The organism is Serratia sp. CY82433, assembly GCF_052166535.1.
GTDB lineage: Bacteria > Pseudomonadota > Gammaproteobacteria > Enterobacterales > Enterobacteriaceae > Serratia > Serratia sarumanii.
In genome coordinates this window covers 248,153-267,093 of sequence record NZ_JBJNOR010000003.1, presented here as the reverse complement: position 1 = coordinate 267,093, position 18,941 = coordinate 248,153, and the positions used below count along the sequence as shown (strand labels likewise).

Below are 18,941 nucleotides of genomic sequence, written 5' to 3'. Positions count from 1 at the left end.
CGGGGGCAACCCCACCGCGTGAATTTCTGATTTTCAAAATCGCGCAGACCGAGTAGTTGCATACGAAGGCCGTGCTTTCCGAAAGGAATGCGCGGCTTGTTCTCGTTTATAGGCTAATGAAGTAAGGGCTTATGGCTGGACGAATTCCGCGCGTATTTATCAATGACTTGCTGGCTCGCACCGACATCGTCGATCTGATCGACGCCCGCGTGAAGCTCAAGAAGCAAGGCAAGAACTACCACGCGTGCTGTCCGTTCCACCACGAAAAGACGCCTTCATTTACCGTTAATGGCGAAAAGCAGTTTTATCACTGTTTTGGGTGTGGTGCGCACGGCAACGCCGTCGACTTTTTGATGAATTACGACCGGCTTGAGTTTGTCGAAACCATCGAAGAGCTGGCGACCATGCACGGGCTGGAAGTGCCTTACGAAGCGGGCACCGGGCCAACCCAGATCGAACGCCATCAGCGCCAGAGCCTGTACCAACTGATGGAGCAGCTCAGCGCGTTCTATCAACAGTCACTGCAGCAGTCCTCCGGGGCACCGGCGCGCAGCTATTTGCAGCAGCGCGGATTAAGTGACGACGTTATTCGCCATTTCGCCATCGGCTTCGCGCCGGCGGGATGGGACAACGCCCTGAAGCGTTTCGGCCGCGACGCCGACTCGCGCCGCGCATTGAACGATGCCGGCATGCTGGTGACTAACGATCAGGGGCGTTCGTACGACCGTTTCCGCGAACGGGTGATGTTCCCCATCCGCGACAAACGCGGGCGCGTGATCGCCTTCGGCGGCCGCGTATTGGGCGATGGCATGCCGAAGTACCTGAACTCGCCGGAAACCGAAGTTTTCCATAAGGGCCGCCAGCTTTACGGCCTGTATGAAGCACAGCAGAACCACCCTACCCTGCAGCGGCTGCTGGTGGTGGAAGGGTATATGGACGTGGTGGCGTTGGCGCAATTCGGCATCGATTATGCCGTCGCCTCGCTCGGAACCTCGACGACGGCTGAACACATTCAGCTGCTGTTCCGCGCCACCGACAACGTCGTCTGCTGTTACGACGGCGACCGCGCCGGCCGCGAAGCGGCATGGCGGGCGTTGGAAACCGCGTTGCCGTACCTGAACGACGGGCGCCAGCTGCGGTTCATGTTTTTGCCTGACGGCGAAGACCCGGACACCCTGGTGCGCAAGGAAGGTAAAGAAGCCTTCGAACAGCGAATGGAGCAGGCGCAGCCGCTGTCCACTTTCCTGTTCGAAAGCCTGCTGCCGCAGGTGGATCTGAGCAGCCCGGACGGGCGCGCTAAGCTGAGCACGCTGGCGCTGCCGCTGATTACTCAGGTGCCGGGCGAAACGTTGCGCTTGTACCTGCGCCAGGAGCTCGGCAACAAGCTGGGGCTGCTGGACGATAGCCAGCTCGACAAGCTGATGCCCAAGCAGGCGGAAAATGCGAATCCTTATCAGGCGCCCCAGCTAAAACGCACAACCATGCGTATACTGATAGGGCTACTGGTGCAAAATCCGCAGTTGGCTACACTTATCCCTTCGCTTGAAGGGCTGGAGCAGACCAAACAGGCGGGATTGCCGCTGTTCGTCGAACTGGTGCAGACCTGTTTGGCGCAGCCGGGCCTGACGACCGGGCAATTGCTGGAGCTGTATCGCGACAACAAATTCAGCCAGCAGCTTGAAACCTTGGCGACCTGGAACCATATGATCGTTGAGGATATGGTCGAGCAGACCTTTTTGGATACGTTGGCCAGCCTGTACGACTCGGTGCTCGAGCAACGGCTGGAAACGCTGATCGCCCAGGCCAGAACGCGCGGCCTGAGCCCGGAGGAACGTGAAGAAGTCCGTTCCCTCAACCAGGTTTTAGCGAAGAAAAACTGAATACCAAACGGCTTAAGTGCCGATAATTGCGAGGGCAGAGCCCTGCACAGTGCCGCCATAGTGGGCCGCGGCGATAACGAAAACGCCCCAAATGCTATTGTTGGCGGTTTCGCCGACCGACACCAACCTAAATACTCTGAAGTGTGGATACCGTCTTATGGAGCAAAACCCGCAGTCACAGCTGAAGCTACTTGTCACCCGTGGTAAGGAGCAAGGCTATCTGACCTATGCTGAGGTCAATGACCATCTGCCGGAAGATATCGTCGACTCCGATCAGATCGAAGACATCATCCAGATGATTAACGACATGGGCATCCAGGTGATGGAAGAAGCACCGGACGCCGATGACCTGCTGCTCGCCGAAAACTCGAACAGCACGGACGAAGATGCGGAAGAAGCCGCCGCACAGGTTCTGTCCAGCGTGGAATCCGAAATCGGCCGCACCACCGACCCGGTGCGCATGTACATGCGCGAAATGGGTACCGTCGAACTGCTGACGCGCGAAGGCGAAATCGACATCGCCAAGCGCATCGAAGACGGCATCAACCAGGTGCAGTGCTCGGTTGCCGAATACCCGGAAGCCATTACCTACCTGCTTGAACAGTACGATCGCGTCGAAGCGGGCGAAGCGCGCCTGTCCGACCTGATCACCGGCTTCGTCGATCCTAACGCGGAAGAGGACATCGCCCCAACCGCCACCCACATCGGTTCCGAACTGTCGAGCGAAGAGCAAGACGACGACGAAGAAGATGAGGATGCCGAAGAGGACGACACCGAAGACGACAACAGCATCGATCCTGAGCTGGCGCGTCAGAAGTTCGCCGAGCTGCGCGATCAGTATGAAGCGACGCGCTTGGTGATCAAGAAGAACGGCCGCAGCCACGCCAGCGCCGCGGACGAGATCCTGAAGCTGTCCGAAGTGTTCAAGCAGTTCCGCCTGGTGCCGAAACAGTTCGACTTCCTGGTCAACAGCATGCGCACCATGATGGACCGCGTTCGCACCCAGGAACGCATCATCATGAAGCTGTGCGTTGAACAGTGCAAAATGCCGAAGAAAAACTTCGTCACCCTGTTCGCCGGCAACGAAACCAGCGATTCCTGGTTCGAAGCCGCGCTGGCGATGGCCAAGCCATGGTCGGAAAAGCTGAAAGACGTGGCCGAAGACGTGCAGCGCAGCCTGCAGAAACTGCGTCAGATCGAAGAAGAAACCGGCCTGACCATTGAGCAGGTCAAAGACATCAACCGTCGCATGTCGATCGGTGAAGCGAAAGCGCGCCGCGCGAAGAAAGAAATGGTTGAGGCCAACCTGCGTCTGGTTATTTCCATCGCCAAGAAATACACCAACCGCGGCCTGCAGTTCCTGGATCTGATTCAGGAAGGCAACATCGGCCTGATGAAAGCGGTAGACAAGTTCGAATACCGCCGCGGCTACAAGTTCTCGACGTACGCCACCTGGTGGATCCGTCAGGCTATCACCCGCTCCATCGCCGACCAGGCGCGCACCATCCGTATTCCGGTGCATATGATTGAGACCATCAACAAGCTCAACCGTATTTCGCGCCAGATGCTGCAAGAGATGGGCCGCGAGCCGACGCCGGAAGAGCTGGCCGAGCGCATGCTGATGCCGGAAGACAAGATCCGCAAAGTGCTGAAGATCGCCAAAGAGCCAATCTCGATGGAGACGCCGATCGGCGACGACGAAGATTCGCATCTGGGCGACTTCATCGAGGATACCACCCTCGAGCTGCCGCTGGATTCCGCGACCTCGGAAAGCCTGCGTTCCGCCACCCACGACGTGCTGGCCGGCCTGACCGCGCGCGAAGCGAAAGTGCTGCGCATGCGTTTCGGTATCGACATGAACACCGACCACACGCTGGAAGAGGTAGGGAAGCAGTTTGACGTTACCCGTGAGCGTATCCGTCAGATCGAAGCCAAGGCGCTGCGCAAGCTGCGTCACCCAAGCCGCTCCGAAGTGCTGCGCAGCTTCCTGGACGACTAAGTCCGGCTGCCGCAGCAAAAACAAAAACCCCGGCCTGCCGGGGTTTTTTTATGCCCTGAATACGCCTCGCCGCATCATTGCAGCGCCAGGAACAGCTCGCGATAGCTGGCGGTAAGCTGCTCCAGGGTGGCGCGGTTCAATCCGCTGGGGTTGGGCAATACCCACACCTCGGTTTCCCCCAACGTCAGCGTCTGCTTGCCCCAGGGCGCATTTTTCACCCCGAAGGCGGTGGTGAACGCCTGCTTGCCCAAAATCGCCAGCGCGCGCGGCTGATAGCGCAGGATCTTCTCTTGCAGCGCCTCACCGCCGCTACGCAGCTCGTCGCGCGACAGCTCGCTGGCCGCCACCGTCGGGCGCGCCACCAGCGCGGTAATGCCGCAGCCGTTGTCCTTCAACTGCTGCCACTGCTCCGGCGCCAGCTGGCTCTCGGTAAAGCCGGCCTGATGGATCACCTTCCAGAAGCGATTGCTGCCGTTGGCGAAAGGATAGCCCTGATGGGCGGAAGAAAGACCGGGGTTGATGCCGCAAAACACCACCCGCAGATTGGGCGCCAGAAGTTCCATGAGTGTCGTGAGTCCATTGCAGGGATTTACTGCGGTTATCGCAAAATCCGCCAGCAATTACAACAGGCTAGAACTGTGCAGAAAAGCAACATACGGGCGAGTAACAGTAGACCGCCGCTTAAGGATTCCCTATAATCTCGCGGCTTGGCCCCTTAGCTCAGTGGTTAGAGCAGGCGACTCATAATCGCTTGGTCGTTGGTTCAAACCCAACAGGGGCCACCAATTTTTTGCTTGTATAACATAAAATTAATCAAGTCTAACCGCTGGCTTTTTTGTTTAGTGAAATGGCGATGGCGATGAAATGGCGATGAATTTTTAAAGACAATGATTTTTCGTGCATAAAAAAACCCGCCAGAGTATGACGGGGTTTCTTTTTCTTCTGGTAGATGGATGTTACCTAAGCTGCCTTTTGTACTTCAGCGTCTGCACGCCTAACAGCATCCATGTAAGTCGGATGTAGTGCACCCATTACCGGCGACGTCGTAGCATTCCCATTTTTTATGGGGGCGAGATCAAACCAGTCGCTATCGTAAGGAAGGTCGATGCGAACAGACATATCGAACTTCGTATCATAAGCCAGCCCTGATAGGGCAAAACCGGGATCTACCTTTTTGAGTACAAACTCAGTTGGATAAATCCTGTGTGTTTTCTGGCTCGTCCCATAGACAACCATCACTTCGTGGTCTGCCTCTGACACCTTCAAGATCAATGCAGGTCGTGGTTTCGGGCCGGGTTGGCCGGGATTTCTTGGTAACTCAGGGTAAAGGCACCAAACAATATCACCGGGTTCTGGCAGTTGTGGAAAAGGTTTAGCAGCGGTCGTCATTCTCTCTCCTTATAAAAGACTCTTATTAAATCGCTCCTCCGATTTTCCGCTAGCCGTTGAGCGTTCACGGATGGCACGGATTTGCGCGGTTGTGAGTGGGCCATCATCTCTCTCGTAATGCGGCAAAAAAGCATCTGCCAGTTTACGAAGTGCCATGTGGGTTAACTCGGTTTTGGTCATTCCTGTTACCGTCATCAGCTTTTCAAGCGTGAAACCGCTGATAGCATTCGGCGTATCTTGTTCGCGTAAGCGAAGGACAAAGTCGCCGGTTTTTTTAACGACGTGTACTGTCATATTTGATTACTCCGGTTTGTTACTAAGTTGACTATCTTTCACCTCTCTTGCAGTTATTCGAATCTTCGAATGATTAGATTGATTATATTGATCATTTTTTATTCCTTTTTTATGCTTGGGGATGTTACTTTTACTACATCGTCAAGATATCAAATTGATATATCTTAGTCAAGCACATTGATATCAATTTAATATCTTAATCTTAGGTAGAAAAACTCACACCTCACGCGGTTATGCTTCTATAGCTTGTTACATCCACATAACCTGTTGCTGCCCTGCAATACTGACACCTACAGGGTGTGGTGGTGCTGCTGTTACATGCCCCGGCGTCATAATTGCACTGTCGTAAGTCTCCATCGTCTTAAATGTGTGACCACAGTTGATGTTTTGGCACTGATGGTACCGCTCTTTCGTGTGTTGACTCAGATAGCGGCTAGTGCGGGCATGTGCTGCCGTTTGGCATAATGGGCAATGAAACATGATTAACTCCTCATCACTAATTCAATTTCGGCCGATAATACCCCCCAAGATTAGAAACAAAATAAACTTTAAGTGAATTTACAATTCACTTTATGTGACTTCATAATTCACATCCGACAGCAAAACCTCAAACTCCAGTGCCGTCGTAAAACCGCCGTTACTCAAATTGTGCGTAACTTTGCTCACTATCCAGTCTTGCGCATCGATCGCCGCTTTAAACCCGCTGACGCGTACCGGCGTTTCCGGGGTGATGTTGGCCCGGCCCATCGCCAGCGACAGTGAGAACTCAGCCACACCGCGCTGAAGCTTTTCCCACTTGGCCTGTGCGGCGCGCATCGCGGCGGCCTTGGTGGCGTAAATTTTGGTGATCGCAAACACGTTATCGTCAGCCCCCACCAGATAGTCGCCTTTCGCCGCCTCCGCCGGTTTCCCCGGTTTTTTACTGCTGCCCGGCTTCGCCTTCGGGTGTTGCAGCGCACGCAAATGCTGCTCTTTTGGCTTGCGCTGCAGCTTCACTTTCTTCGGCTTCGGCTGTTTTGTGTTGAGCCAGCTCGCCGTAACGCCTGTGTAGGCATCCCGATCGGCAATGCTGAAACTGTGCTGATCGCCATCCTGCCGGGTGATGGTATACACCGGCAACGGCTTCCCGCCTACCGTGGCGCCGTTCCCCGGTCGCAACAACAGCAGAGTGCCATTTTTCACCGCCGCCACCGCGCCGTTGAGCGTTGCGAGTCGGGTAATAAATGCCGCGTCCGTCTCCTGCGTCTGGTCAATATGGCTGATTTTGATGGTGCCCAGACCGGCGGCCAGCGAGGCTTTCAGCTTATTGCGCGCAGCCACCTTCTGCACAATGTCGCCCAGGGTGGTGTCGTGGTAGGACTCATCGCGCCGGGTGTTCAGCGAGCCGCGAAAATCCGCGCTACGCGCGCGAATAGTCAACGTGTCCGGCGCGCCCCGGTGTTCGACCTCATCGACCGTAAACTGGCCTTTTGGCGTCAATGGCGAGCCTTGCCAGCCGAGCGCCAGCGACAGCACCGCATTGCGCTGAGGCATCGCCATCAGTCCGTCGCTGTCGTCCAGTTCGATGTCGAGCTGATCAGCCTCAAAGCCCCGGTTATCCGTCAGCGATAGAGAAATCAGCCGCTTGCGGATGTTCTGCGTGATGTCGTTATCCTGCAGCAACAGCGAGAAATCCGGGGCAACTCGCGCCCCGGCTGGCAGGCTTACGCCGGTGATCATGATAACAACCCTCCCATCTCTCCGGCGGCCTTCCCGGCCATCTCTCCGGCTTTATCGTACAGTTCCCCGGCCTGCTGGCGCAGATCGCCAAACATCGCCGACAGGGATTCATCGACCCGCTTCATGTTGAGCGTGAACTCTGTGCGGCGCGGGCTGCCGTCGGCGAAAAACTCGGAGTGCGTTTCAGAAATCGACTCGATCACAAACATGCCGTAAATCGTGCCGGTGCCTTCAATCAGCGGCCACGCCCGGCCCTGCTCGGCCATCAGTTGCAGCGTCGGCAGTGACCAGCGGCCGCCGGTGATCTCCGGCAGCAGCACCCCGGACAGCGTAATTTTTTCCTCATCCATCCCCAGAAATTGCGCCGCCGGGCGCAGGCCAACGCGGCCGTTGCTCGGCCAGCGATATTCCGCGTTGCGGTTCATGGATTGATACGGCAGCGTCTGCAGCATAAAAACAAACAGGCCCAGCGTTAACATCATGGTTTTACCCTTCGTAGTTCATGCGGCTACGCGCGGCCGCCGCGTGTTTGCGTCGTTCGGCCTCAAGCTGGCGCGAGACTTCGCGCGCAATGGAGGCCGCATCTTGACCGGGGGCGCCGTACACCTGAATCGTGATCGGGGCTGGCGCCGTAGCGGATGCGGCAGCCGGGGCCGACGCCATCACCGGCGTTGACAGCGATAACATCGCCGCCGACAGCGCCGCCGTTTTCCGGCGCCCGGTGACGTTGGCCGGGCCGTTGACAATCTCCGGGCCACGCTCGCCGACGATGCCGAACTGGCCGCGCGGGATGATGCCGCCCTTGTCGAATGCCCCCGCATAGCCCGGCCCCGGCATCAGCTCAGGCGCCGGGCGATTGTATGAAATCGCCGGGTTAACCTCCGCCTCATCGTCGCCAAATTTCATCCAGTCCGGCAGCATATCCGTGAGGCTGGAAAACTTGTCTTTCAGCGCCTGCCAGCGCTCGCTAATGCCGTCAATGACCCCGTTAATCATGTTCATCCCGGCTTCTTTGAACTGCCCCGGCAGCGCTTTAGCCCCATTTACCAGCCCCTCCCATTTGCCATTAAGCCAGCCAGTCAGCCGATCCCATGCCTGAACCGTGGCGGCGCTCAGCGCCAGCCATGCCGCGTTAACACGCTCGCCGATGGTGTCCCAGACGGCGGCGGCACGCTCCGCGATACCGCTCGCAACGCCCCAGATGCCGGTCAGCAGGCCGGGCAATCCGCCCAACAGCTGCAGCGGCAGGCTCAATCCGGCCGCGATCCACTCACCAAACATGCGGCCATAGCGCGCGGCGGTCTGGAGTTCGGCCTGTGAGGATTTCACCGGCTCGATCAGCTTGCCGAACCACTGCCACACGTTGCGCACCATGCTAAGCAGCGGCGTAAATGCGCCTGCCAGCGGGACAAGCGCGGCGCGCATCGGCGCGAAAGCGGCGCTGAAGCCTTCGCCGATGCCCGTCAAAAAGGCGCTGATAGGCTCCCAATATTTACGGATAGTCAACGCCACACCGGCAATCACCGCCGCCGCCGCAACCACCGGCAAGGTGATCACACTGAATGCGGCCGCAATCCCGGCGCCGACGGTGGTAAAGACCGTTCCCAGCAGCCCGGCCCCGGCGATCAACATATTGACCCCGGCCATCACCGGCCATGCAATAAGGCCCAGCGCAGCGAGGCCACCGATCAGGGCCGTAACGCCCGCCGTGACTTTCACCAGCGTGCCGACCAGCTCAGGATTGGCCTTCACCCATGCCCCCGCCTTGGTGAGCCATTCGGTGGCGGAAACCGTGAGTTTGCGCAGCGCTGAATTCTGGCCGTCGAACACCTCAATGCGCACGTCCTCCCACGCCGAAAACAGGTTTTTCAGGTCGCCGTCGAGGTTGTCCACCTTCACTCGGGCAATCTGGGCCGTAGCCCCTTTTGACTGGGTGACGGTGCTGTGTTTTTCGCTCAGCTTGCCGTTACCGGCGGCGTCAATCAGCTTGATAGCGCCTTTCATCGCCTCTTCGCCAAAAATGACTTTCAGGTATTCGGCCTGCTGCGCGGTGCCGAGCTTGTTGGTTTTAAACGAGCCGTTAATTTTCTTGAGGATGTTCGCGATCGGCAGCATGTTCCCTTTGCCGTCCTTTGTTTTTACGCCCAATTCTGACAACGCATCAGCCGCCTGCCCGACGGGCGCCTGTAACCGCGTAAACATCGCACTGGCCGCCGTACCGGCCATAGACCCCTTGATGCCGTTATCTGCCAACACGCCCAGCAAGGCGGTGGTGTCCTCGATACTGGCCCCAGCCGCCTCGGCGATCGGCGCGACGTACTTCATCGCCTCGCCAAAATCCATCAGGTTGCTGTTCGAGCTGGTGAAACCTTTAGTCATCACATCCGCGACGCGCTGGATCTCGTCTATCGGCATGTTAAACGCCGATTGCATGTTGGTGATGATGTCGGCCGCGTCGGCGATGTCCAGATCGGAGGCCAGCGCCAGATTTACCGTTGATTCGGTCGATTTCAGAATGGCATCGCCGTTAAAGCCAGATTTCGCCAATACGGATTGCGTGCGCGCGACATCCGTCGGCGAAAACGCGGTCGTGGCGCCAATATCCCGCGCCTGCTGGCGAATGGCGGCCAGTTGCTGGTCGTTCTTCGATAGTCCGAGCGTGGCTTGCGTGTCTGACATCTGCCTGTCGAACTGCACCCCCGGCGCAATAAACGCCCCTTCAGCGACCAGCCCGGCGGTAGCGATACCCAGCCCGGCCGCGCTGGTATTACGGACAGCCGCAGTTGCCGATTGCCCGGCCCGGTAACGCGCGCCGACGCGATTAACCTGCTCTTGTTTCTTGCTCAGGCGATCCAGCTCGCCGCGCTGGCGGCCAAGCGCTGTCGTAGCTTCGCTGGCGCTGGCCTTCAACCGGCGCTGTTCTGCGCTCAGGTTCCGGGTAGCGATGCCGTCAGCGTTGAGCGCGTCACGCTGGCGCTGCACCGACTGGCGCAGGCCGTTGTATTTCGTTTGCAGCTCGGCGGCGGCGCGCTTTGATGCCTCCAGCAAGCGCGCTTGCTGCGCCGTGGGCTTTTCCGTCGCCTTGAACTGGACGGCCAGCGCGGCCGCCTCTTCCTTGGCTTTCTTCAGTGCCTTGCCGGTAACGGCAAGCTGTCCCTGCGCCTTGCGAAACCCGTCAATCCGGGCGCTTTGCGCGTCCAGAGCCTTGAGGGTTTGCTGCGTGGTTTTGATGTCACCGGCAAGCTGTTTGCTTGCCTGTTGGATACTCTTTAGCGGGCGGGTGGCTTGGTCTACGGCCTTCAGCAGCACCTGTAGCTGCAGGCTTTTACTCATCGTGATTAACTCCGCTGCGTTGTAGTGCCAAATGGCGCCAGTTCAACAGCTCCGTGAGCGTCATTCCGGCCATTTCAGACGGCGGCCAGTGGAAGATCACCGCGATGTCCGCCATCAGGTCATCAACGCCCAGCCGGGCGTCGGGGATTACGCCGCCGAGTTCGGCGACAAAAAACCGACCACTTTCCCGGCCAGCGCCACCAAATCCGGCAATTCCAGGCGCGCGCATTCTTCTTTGGTCAGGTTCGGCACGGTCACACGCGGCAGCACAACCAGCAGCGCGTCAACGTCAGCATTGGCGATCGCCGCCAGCCCGACGCCGCGCAGCGCGCCCGCGTTCGGTTTAATTACCTGCACCTCGGTGATGGTGGTTTCACCCCGCTGGATCGGGGTGTCGAGGGTAACGGTATTTTCTTTTGCGTCTTTCATGGTGTTCTCTCAAATCAGGGGGAAAAGGGCCAGCCCGCCGGGCTGGCACAAAAACTACAGGCCGATCGCCTTGCGATGCTCGGCCAGCCGGTCAACGCCGTTGACCTTTTCGACCATGTTCACGGTATCGACTTCGATCAGCTCTTTGCCGTCCACGGTCAGCTTGAAGTAAGTACACTCGGTGGATACCTTGGTTTCGGTATCCTCGCCCTGCTTGTACTCGCCAAAATCAATTTCCTTGTGGCGACCACGCATCACCACTTCCACAGCGGACACCTCGCCGGTGTCGTCGCGTTGGAAGGAACCGGCAAAGCGCAGCGGCACGGCATCGACGGCGCCCCACTGCTTCAGCACCAGCTCATCAATGCCGCCCATCGACCACTCAACGGCCAGCGCGTCATCGTCCAGCCCCATATCGATGGAGGCCGCGCCGTTCATGCCGCCGCCCCGGTATTTCTCCAGCTTGCGGGTGAGCTTCGGCAGCGTCAGCGAGGACACTACGCCCATGTAGCTGTAGCCGTCGTTGAACAGGTTCAGGTATTTCAGTTTTTTCGGCAGTGCCATGTTCTAACGTCTCCTTTAGCGGTTCACGGATGCGGCTAAGTTCGCCAGATAGCGATCGGTGATGCGCTGGCGCAGGGTTAAATCTTCGAGCGGTGGCACCGGCGTGTAGTCGTAATCGATAAACAGCTTGCCCGCCTTCAGGGTTGCGACAGTGTTGGCGCTTTCGTCGTACCAGCAATTACCGTCGATAATCAGCCCGGCGGATTTCAGCTCGCGGAACTTCGCGTTGATGCCATCAATCATGTCGCGCACAAGCGTAGGCGTCACCGGACGGTCAACGGCCCATAAATGCGCCTCAGCCATCGTGTCGGCCAGCACCTGCGCGGTGCGGGTGTAGTTCTCGAACATGAACAACGGATCATCGGAACAGGTGCGAGAACCCCAGAATTTAAAGCCATCTTTGCGGATCAGTGTGGTAACGCACGCCTCGTTTAACAGGTCGGCATCGGTGCCAGGCGCCTGCAAATCCCAGAACACGCTTGCGGTGATGCCGGTCACGCCGTTAACGCCGACGTTTGAAAGCGTCTTATGCCAGCCTGTTTCCGTGTCAATTTTGGCACGCAGGCCCAGCGCGCGGGCGGTGGCATAGGCGATGTCGCTCTGGTTGGCGGTGGTGTTCCAGCTGACAAAATCCGGCCAGATCAGCATCAGCTCGCGCTGGCTGAAATTGTCGCGGTACTTGATAGCCTCCTGCACGGTTTTGCAGCCGTAGGCGCTGATATAGCCGAACGCGCGCAACTGTTGGCAAATCCCGGCCAGCGCCGTCGCGACCTCCTGATTATCCAGCCCCGGCACGCCGAGGATGCGCGGCTTAACGCCAAGTTCTGCCTGCGCAGATAACAGCGCTTTCATGCCGGTGTAACGGCCTTCGGCATTCGCGCCGCCGATGATGTTGGAGGTGGTTTCCGACGCGTCTTTACCGGTGGCAACGCGAACAACCACCGTGACCGGCTTCGCCTGTTCGGCAATCGCCCGCAGCGACGCCGCCAGCGTGCCTTTTTTACCGGCCTTGCCGGAAGCGGCCAGCACGTCGGTGATAAGTACCGGGGTATCGAGCGGGAAAACCGACGCGTCGGCATCCTCCGCAGTGCAGACCATGCCGACGATTGCCGTCGATACGGTGGAAATAACGCGGGTGCCGTCGTTGATTTCGACGACGCGCGCGCCGTGATGATAATCGCCCATTAATTTGCTCCGGGTGGTGAGTAGGTGCAGGCATGATGACGCCCGGCACGCCGGGCCGCACGCGGTGGGTGCTGGAAGGCCGACCAGACAACAGGCAGGGCCGGATTGGGGGATTTTGAGGAAATAACGATCGTTCGCGCCGATCAATAACGCCGTATTGATCTATGCAATCAATTGGACGGATTTTAGCCGGACGGGGTAAGGTCGAAAGGTAACGACGCGGCAACATCAGGGAACGCCGCAAACACAAAGCCCGCATCGCTGCGGGCTTTTTTCTTAGGTGCCGGGCGCCACCAGCCAGTCAATATCCGGCGCGTCCTGCGGGTTGATGCGGCTCAACTGCACCCGGTAGATTTTCCAGCGCTTGAGCTGGGCGGCTTCTTCCTCCGTCGCCATCCCCAAATCATCCGCATCCTGCAGCGGCGCCAGCGCTTTTGAGGCCAACGCCATCAAGGATGTTTTACGACGCTCGGCACTGGCGCGCTGTTGCTCGGCAGTCGGTGGCGGGATGTCCACCCAGCACGGTCGCCCCTTCGATGATCCACGCTGTTTCCCTTGCGGCGGTTGACCGGTGAACGACTGAAAAACAGCCTCATCGACATCAATACCGTCATCAGGCCAAGCCCCGACTGCGGCGTAATCTTCCAGCATCGAGAGCGGGTAAAACGCATTATTTTCAGCACTATAGACATACATACTTTTTATTTCCCAATCGCAAACCACGTCATGCCGCTATCCCAATCGGTGCGCACGTCGTTGCTGTAGCATTGTTTGTTCCAGTTAAAACCCTGCGTGTTATGGCTGCCAAGTTGCACACCATAATCGTAATACTGATCCCAGGTGCTTCTGTCCGGCCATGCTGGCGTCATCAGGATCGGCCCGACCCATTGGGTAAACGGGATATTGAAAGACTGCCAAAGGTTTGCACTTTCGTTAATCCCCGGTGTGTATGTCCTGCCATATTGGATCAAGATGCCGGTGTTCTCGTCTCGCCACCACCCCGGCCCTTCATGCGTTCGGTTCGCAAAGGAACCCCAGTCAACACGGCCGTTGATATTGATGTTCAGCCAGTCACTTAGATAGCCGCCCCATTTTGAACCCTGAATATTTCCGTCAGGGTGCCACGTCGTCCCGCTGGAGGTGGTGATCGCAGGCCATTTACCGCCGATATGAATACCCGACTCAAAAGCGGCGCCGCCGGTTCTGACATCCACAGAGAACGGACGCAGGGCGTTGAATGTGCCGTATTGGTCATTTTCGTTTGTCAGCAGCAGATAAAGCCGGTTGCCGTCATTGCGCCAGAAGGAACCGAACCCGCCGCCGACCATGCGATAATTATCAATATGGGTAGATTGGATCTCCGCGCTGGTCTTTAGCGTCCCGGTTAACTGCCCGCCGGTCTTAGCCAGATAGCGGCCATCCGCTTCAGTTTTGTTCCACGCATTAACGTCACCGGCCAACAAATTCACATCAGCGGACAACGGCTTACCGTTCACCTTGATAGAGCGCAGCGCGTATTTCTGCGCGGCCTGCGCGTCGGTCAGGGCGCCAACGTCGGCCGCCGTTGGTTTACCGGCCGTTGAGTAATATTGCGACCAGCCACTAAACGAGCCGTTATTATTCGTAGCCGCATAGAGTTTGTTGCCGTTGCCATGACCGATGAACAGATAGTGAATAAATCGCTGATTTCCCGGCTCTGTGGTTAAGGTAGATTGATTAGTCGTCACATAAAGAGAACCCCACGGGACGGGCGTCCATGAACTATTCTCAACACTCCAGACACCCGCCGAGGTTGGCATATCTGCACCATTAAGAACGCGCTGAACCCCCATCCGGGCCGCAAAGTTGTTCCGGTGATCCGCGGCCTGAACGTCGGCAAGCGTCGGCTTAAATTCTGTGGTGTAGACCTGCGCCCATTTTTTTGCCGTTTCCGGGTTATCATCACGCATTGAGCGCAGATGGAAATCCGTATTGCCGGAGCCGATCGCAAACTGCACGTTGCGATAACGGTTTAATTTGAAGGTCAGCAAATTGCCGAGCGCTTCTTTCAGTGGGTAGCCTTTCGATTGGGTTGCCAGTTGTTCCAGCGTGAACCCGTTCGGCCGCGTCAGGTCATCGTCAGCATTTACCGGCGGCGCGGACTCGCTGGGGAATGCCACGCGCGGCAGGTTTAGCGTGTTGCTCATCGTGTCGCCGGTTCGCTTCACATAGCGGCCATCAGCTTCGGTCTTATTCCATGCGTTGACATCACCGGCCAACAGGTTAACGTCCGTAGACAGCGGCTTGCCGTTCAACTTGATAGAGCGCAGCGCGTATTTCTGCGCGGCCTGTGCGTCCGTCAGGGCGCCTACATCTGCCGCCGTTGGCTTGTAGTCCGTGGTGTACACTTGCGCCCAGCGCGTTGACGCAGGGCTATCTTTTCGCAGGGAGCGCAGATAAAACGCCAGATCGCCGGAGCCGACCGCAAACTGAACGTTGCGGAATTCGTTCACTTTGCCGGTAAACAACACCCCCATGCCGCCCGGCACGGGATAGCCTTTGTTGGCCGTGGCAACCAATGATTCAACGGTAAAACCGTTCTCACGGTTCACATCAGTATCGGCGTTAGCGGTATTTTCGTTCGGGAACACGACACGCGGCAGCGCTAACGGGCCGCTCATTGTGTCGCCGCTCTGTTTTACAAATCGGCCATCGGATTCTGTTTTACTCCATGCACCAACGTCTGCCGCCGTCGGTTTGTAATCAGAGGTATAAATACGGCTCCACTTTACTATCCCTGACGCATTGGAGCCGCCGAGGAACCCCGCACCGCTATTAGATACTCCCATGTAGGCAGTAGAAGGGCCACCGTCGCAAGGTAGTGAGAGAACACCGTAAACCCCGTTTCCCGGCGTATTCTGTGAAGCACCGTTTACACGATAAATTTGAGCGTTATTGCAATACGCGTTATCAAAATGCCGTGGCCCCGCCCCCAGACCAAACGCGCCGACGGCCATCAGTTGGCCACCCTCAACACCCACGTTTTTTGTCGCAGCATCGCCCAGCGCCAGATTGCCACGCGCGGCGGCTTTATTCGGCAGGTCGGACAGATTAGCGTCCTTTTTCAGGCCCGCATCGCTGACCATTTTAAGCGCCTTCGGCGTGCTGGCTTTCGTTTCGTCGGCGCTGGTCGTCGCGCTGCTCAGCTGCACCAGCCCTTTCGCCGTGGTGCTGGCGTCCGGGTGATTGCGGGTTTTCTCATGCTCGGCGATCGCGTCGGCCACAAAATCCTTGGTCGCCAGCACGGTGTCGCCACCGGCGATCACCTGAATCGCCTCGGTGCTGCTGACAATCAGGATCATGCGCAGCGTCTGCGTGCGGCCGCTGCCCTCTTCCAGCTTCGGCTTGTAGCTCTCCGCCATGTTGCTGACGGCAATCAGCGTCCCGGCCTCGTCATAGAGGCCCATTTCACGCAACCACCACCCGCCGACGTTCGCCGGAATAATCATCTCGGCCAGAATGTGATTTTTCAGCGTTTTGTCGATAGTCAGCCCGTTGAGCGCCGCGCGGTATTTCTCGTTAACGAGTTTTGTTTGCGCCGGGTTGGGTGTCGGCAGCGTGCCGTTCCCGTCGCCGACGGCCATACGGGCAATTTTCAACTGCGTGCCGCCCGCGCTGGCGGCGGCAATCTTGGCCGCCCCGGCGGTGGTAATAATCGCTTTGTATTTGCTCATGATTTTCTCTTATCCGGGGTAAACGGTAATAACATCGCCATCAATGGCGGCCGCGCCGGTGTAAATCCGACCGGGGATGTCCTGCAAAATATTGAGGCCGATCAGGTGACGGCTCAGTGGCTTGGCGTCGGCAATCAGGCGCTCCATTTCCTGATACATTTCCTCGGTAATGCCGGTTTCCAGCACGCCAATATCCAGCCGGAATGTGCCGGGCGGATCGGCGCCGTCGGTGTGGAACCACTCAATGACATTAATCAGGTAGCCGAGCGGCTCCACCACGCGGCGCACGGCGCCGATGGTGCCCTTGTGCCTGTGAATGTAGAACGCTGCCGAAACCACGCCCCGCTTCACGTCCTCCGGCCACGCCTCATCCCAGCGATCGACAGAGAACGCCCACGCCAGATAGGGCAATAGATGCACCGGGCAGGTTTTCGGGTTCCACAGATCACGCAGGGGAACCGGCACGCGCTCCAGCTCAGCACACGCGGCGGCGGCGGCAACTTCCAGCGGTGAGGAGCCGACAGGCAATAGGCGGTTAGTCATCGGCTCGCCCTGGGGTAATGTTCACGCCGGTGCAGTAACCCGCCTGCGTTTTATCCAGCACGATGTCAGCAGCAGGCTTGATGATTTCCACATGTTCGACACCTTCAACGGTCAATGCCGCATTCATGCTTGAGCGCCGGATACTGCGCCCGAGGCGCCGCATATTTTGCACATAGGCGCGTAGCCGTTTGTTTGCGGTGTCAAGGATGGGCGCCACTTCCGGGCCGGGATACAGGTATAAAACGGCCTCGATAACATACGGGGCAATTTTGGCTGATTGCACGATGACGCGATCGGCGACCGGGCGAACGTCCTCATCATTCAGCACCACGCTGACCGCCTGCAACAGTTCCGGGCTTGCGGTGCCGTCGCCGTCTCGTGACAACACGGTGACGGTCACGTTAGCTGGTGATGGGCTGATTGCCGTCACATCAGCCACCCGACCATCGGCCGAGCGGGCGTGAAAACGGTAGGAACCGGCCGAACCTGCTGTGCTCATCCCCTCAAACGCGTCTTGCAAGCGCAGGCGGTAATCTTCATCCGCTTCCATAACTGCCGGTGTCGGCGGAATGGTGCTCTCATCCGCCGGGGCGATCACCAGTCGCGGCGTGTTGAAGTTGGCGCCGAACTGGTCGAGGTCTTCGCCGGTGGAATACGCCAGCATCACCGCTTTCGCGGCATCGTTGACGCGCTGGCGTAGAATTACCTCGCGGTAGGCGTTTTCCTGCAACAGCTTAACGATCGGCTCCGACTCCAGCGCCAGCGTGCGCGCGACGGCCTCCCGTTGTTCCTCCGGGTAAAGCGAAATCAGCGTCGCCTTACGCTCGGCCAAAATGTCTTCATAATCCAGCACCTCAACGACGATCGGCGCGGGCAGCTGTGAAAGGTCAATCGTTGCCATGGTTTCAGCTCACAGGAACAGACAGCGACAGCGCGCCGGGGGCATCGGTGCGGGTGCCGGTGATGTCGATCACCATCTTGCCGTCATAGGTGGTATTAAAAGCGATGCCGGTCAGCTTGACGCGCGGCTCCCATGCCAATATCGCGCTGTAGCAGGCGGCCATAATCTGCAGGCGCAGCGCGTCGTTTTGCGGCTGGTCGAGCAGCTCAGAGAGCAACGAGCCATAAGCCCGGCGCATCGGGCGCGAGCCCTGCGGCGTGATCAGGATGTCCGCAACGGACTGGCGAATATGCTCGATGTCCGTCAGCGTGCGGCCGGTGCCTCGGTTCATGCCGATATATTTGGCGCTGTTCATGTTGGTTTCCCCGTTTTCCCGCCGCCGGTCTGGACGCCGCCGTGGGCGTGCGTATCAACAACAACGCCGTTGGATGAGAACGAGCCGCCGCTGTGCTCAATGTTCCCGCGCATCGCCCCGCCTTTTTTCACTTCCAGCGTGCCGGTGGTGAGTTTGTTGGTGCAGACCACCTCCGGCGCATCGAGCGTGATTTTGTCAGCCGTAACGATCACCACTTTGGTGCTGGCGGTGATGGACTCCGACGCCTGCACATCGGCAGTTTTAATACCGGACACGCTCAGCGCGCCGGTTTCCGGTTCGTACTCGATCACGGCGCCATCAGGGAACGAGATATGTAGCGCATCCGCCGACGCCGACGGAGCCGGGAAGTCGTCGGAGAAAATGCCGCACAGCACAAACGCGGTATCAAGTTCGCCACCCAGCGCAAAGATCAGCACCTGCTCACCGACAGAAGGCGCCGACCAGCTGCGAGTACGCCCGGCGCGACAGGTTAGCCAGTTGAGCCAGTCGGTAAGATTGCCGCCGGTTTCGACGCGGCACAGGCCGTTATCAAGGTCAACGGTGCTCACGGTGCCGATGCGGATCAGGTTGCGCAGCAGGCGCAAAATGTCGTGTTGATTGTTCATGCTGGAAGGAT

General features: G+C 58.2%; 19 protein-coding genes and 1 tRNA gene. 3 read left to right on the top strand and 17 right to left on the bottom strand.

Annotated elements, in window-relative coordinates; all coding sequences use genetic code 11:
• Window positions 1-131: 131 nt before the first annotated feature.
• Both dnaG and rpoD read left to right on the top strand, forming a co-directional pair.
• Window positions 132-1,880, top strand: a complete 1,749-nt coding sequence (dnaG, locus tag ACJ8PI_RS17575; RefSeq protein WP_025304325.1) for a DNA primase — start codon at window positions 132-134, stop codon at window positions 1,878-1,880.
• A 157-nt stretch (window positions 1,881-2,037) separates the two neighbouring features.
• Window positions 2,038-3,879, top strand: coding sequence for an RNA polymerase sigma factor RpoD (gene rpoD / locus ACJ8PI_RS17570; RefSeq protein WP_033636080.1), 1,842 nt, complete (start codon window positions 2,038-2,040; stop codon window positions 3,877-3,879).
• A 74-nt stretch (window positions 3,880-3,953) separates the two neighbouring features.
• Here the strand turns inward: rpoD and mug are convergent, their stop codons facing one another.
• Complete coding sequence (mug, locus tag ACJ8PI_RS17565) at window positions 3,954-4,442, bottom strand: G/U mismatch-specific DNA glycosylase (RefSeq protein ID WP_033649053.1); 489 nt, start codon at window positions 4,440-4,442, stop codon at window positions 3,954-3,956.
• 146 nt (window positions 4,443-4,588) lie between these two features.
• Between mug and ACJ8PI_RS17560 the strand changes: the two genes are divergently transcribed.
• Window positions 4,589-4,664 (top strand) — tRNA-Ile (locus ACJ8PI_RS17560).
• Window positions 4,665-4,839: 175 nt separating this feature from the next.
• Here ACJ8PI_RS17560 and ACJ8PI_RS17555 read toward each other — a convergent pair.
• The 16 genes from ACJ8PI_RS17555 to ACJ8PI_RS17480 all read right to left on the bottom strand — a co-directional run bounded on the left by ACJ8PI_RS17555 (window position 4,840) and on the right by ACJ8PI_RS17480 (window position 18,930).
• Window positions 4,840-5,268 carry a type II toxin-antitoxin system PemK/MazF family toxin gene (locus tag ACJ8PI_RS17555; protein WP_319861372.1) on the bottom strand — a complete coding sequence of 143 codons (429 nt, stop codon included), beginning with the start codon at window positions 5,266-5,268 and terminating at the stop codon, window positions 4,840-4,842.
• 9 nt (window positions 5,269-5,277) lie between these two features.
• The gene (locus ACJ8PI_RS17550) at window positions 5,278-5,562 is read right to left on the bottom strand and encodes a hypothetical protein (RefSeq protein ID WP_319861373.1); all 285 of its coding nucleotides are present in this window, start codon (window positions 5,560-5,562) and stop codon (window positions 5,278-5,280) included.
• Between the two features lie 249 nt (window positions 5,563-5,811).
• The gene (locus ACJ8PI_RS17545; RefSeq protein WP_319861374.1) at window positions 5,812-6,042 is read right to left on the bottom strand and encodes a DNA-binding transcriptional regulator; all 231 of its coding nucleotides are present in this window, start codon (window positions 6,040-6,042) and stop codon (window positions 5,812-5,814) included.
• A 90-nt stretch (window positions 6,043-6,132) separates the two neighbouring features.
• On the bottom strand, window positions 6,133-7,281 hold the full coding sequence (locus ACJ8PI_RS17540) for a phage late control D family protein (protein ID WP_319861375.1): 1,149 nt from the start codon (window positions 7,279-7,281) through the stop codon (window positions 6,133-6,135).
• The gene (locus tag ACJ8PI_RS17535) at window positions 7,278-7,763 is read right to left on the bottom strand and encodes a phage tail protein (protein WP_319861377.1); all 486 of its coding nucleotides are present in this window, start codon (window positions 7,761-7,763) and stop codon (window positions 7,278-7,280) included. The genes ACJ8PI_RS17540 and ACJ8PI_RS17535 overlap by 4 nt, the downstream gene beginning before the upstream one ends.
• 4 nt (window positions 7,764-7,767) lie before the next feature.
• Window positions 7,768-10,614: a phage tail tape measure protein gene (locus tag ACJ8PI_RS17530; protein WP_319861379.1), complete on the bottom strand. Its 2,847-nt coding sequence runs from the start codon at window positions 10,612-10,614 to the stop codon at window positions 7,768-7,770.
• Complete coding sequence (locus ACJ8PI_RS17525) at window positions 10,607-10,729, bottom strand: GpE family phage tail protein (RefSeq protein WP_023456045.1); 123 nt, start codon at window positions 10,727-10,729, stop codon at window positions 10,607-10,609. The genes ACJ8PI_RS17530 and ACJ8PI_RS17525 overlap by 8 nt, the downstream gene beginning before the upstream one ends.
• Window positions 10,730-10,761: 32 nt before the next feature.
• The gene (locus ACJ8PI_RS17520; protein ID WP_060418393.1) at window positions 10,762-11,043 is read right to left on the bottom strand and encodes a phage tail assembly protein; all 282 of its coding nucleotides are present in this window, start codon (window positions 11,041-11,043) and stop codon (window positions 10,762-10,764) included.
• 54 nt (window positions 11,044-11,097) lie between these two features.
• The gene (locus ACJ8PI_RS17515) at window positions 11,098-11,607 is read right to left on the bottom strand and encodes a phage major tail tube protein (RefSeq protein ID WP_023447563.1); all 510 of its coding nucleotides are present in this window, start codon (window positions 11,605-11,607) and stop codon (window positions 11,098-11,100) included.
• Window positions 11,608-11,622: 15 nt separating this feature from the next.
• Complete coding sequence (locus tag ACJ8PI_RS17510; RefSeq protein WP_319861433.1) at window positions 11,623-12,792, bottom strand: phage tail sheath protein; 1,170 nt, start codon at window positions 12,790-12,792, stop codon at window positions 11,623-11,625.
• 276 nt (window positions 12,793-13,068) lie between these two features.
• Window positions 13,069-13,488: a tail fiber assembly protein gene (locus tag ACJ8PI_RS17505; RefSeq protein WP_319861382.1), complete on the bottom strand. Its 420-nt coding sequence runs from the start codon at window positions 13,486-13,488 to the stop codon at window positions 13,069-13,071.
• A 5-nt stretch (window positions 13,489-13,493) separates the two neighbouring features.
• The gene (locus tag ACJ8PI_RS17500) at window positions 13,494-16,505 is read right to left on the bottom strand and encodes a phage tail-collar fiber domain-containing protein (protein WP_440530927.1); all 3,012 of its coding nucleotides are present in this window, start codon (window positions 16,503-16,505) and stop codon (window positions 13,494-13,496) included.
• Window positions 16,506-16,514: 9 nt separating this feature from the next.
• The gene (locus ACJ8PI_RS17495; protein ID WP_015379109.1) at window positions 16,515-17,048 is read right to left on the bottom strand and encodes a phage tail protein I; all 534 of its coding nucleotides are present in this window, start codon (window positions 17,046-17,048) and stop codon (window positions 16,515-16,517) included.
• Window positions 17,041-17,949, bottom strand: coding sequence for a baseplate assembly protein (locus ACJ8PI_RS17490; protein ID WP_319861384.1), 909 nt, complete (start codon window positions 17,947-17,949; stop codon window positions 17,041-17,043). Before ACJ8PI_RS17490 ends, ACJ8PI_RS17495 begins: the two co-directional genes overlap by 8 nt.
• 4 nt (window positions 17,950-17,953) lie before the next feature.
• Window positions 17,954-18,304 (bottom strand): GPW/gp25 family protein, encoded by a 351-nt coding sequence (locus ACJ8PI_RS17485; RefSeq protein WP_033639346.1) that lies wholly within the window; start codon window positions 18,302-18,304, stop codon window positions 17,954-17,956.
• Complete coding sequence (locus ACJ8PI_RS17480) at window positions 18,301-18,930, bottom strand: phage baseplate assembly protein V (protein WP_319861385.1); 630 nt, start codon at window positions 18,928-18,930, stop codon at window positions 18,301-18,303. The genes ACJ8PI_RS17485 and ACJ8PI_RS17480 overlap by 4 nt, the downstream gene beginning before the upstream one ends.
• Window positions 18,931-18,941: the final 11 nt, after the last annotated feature.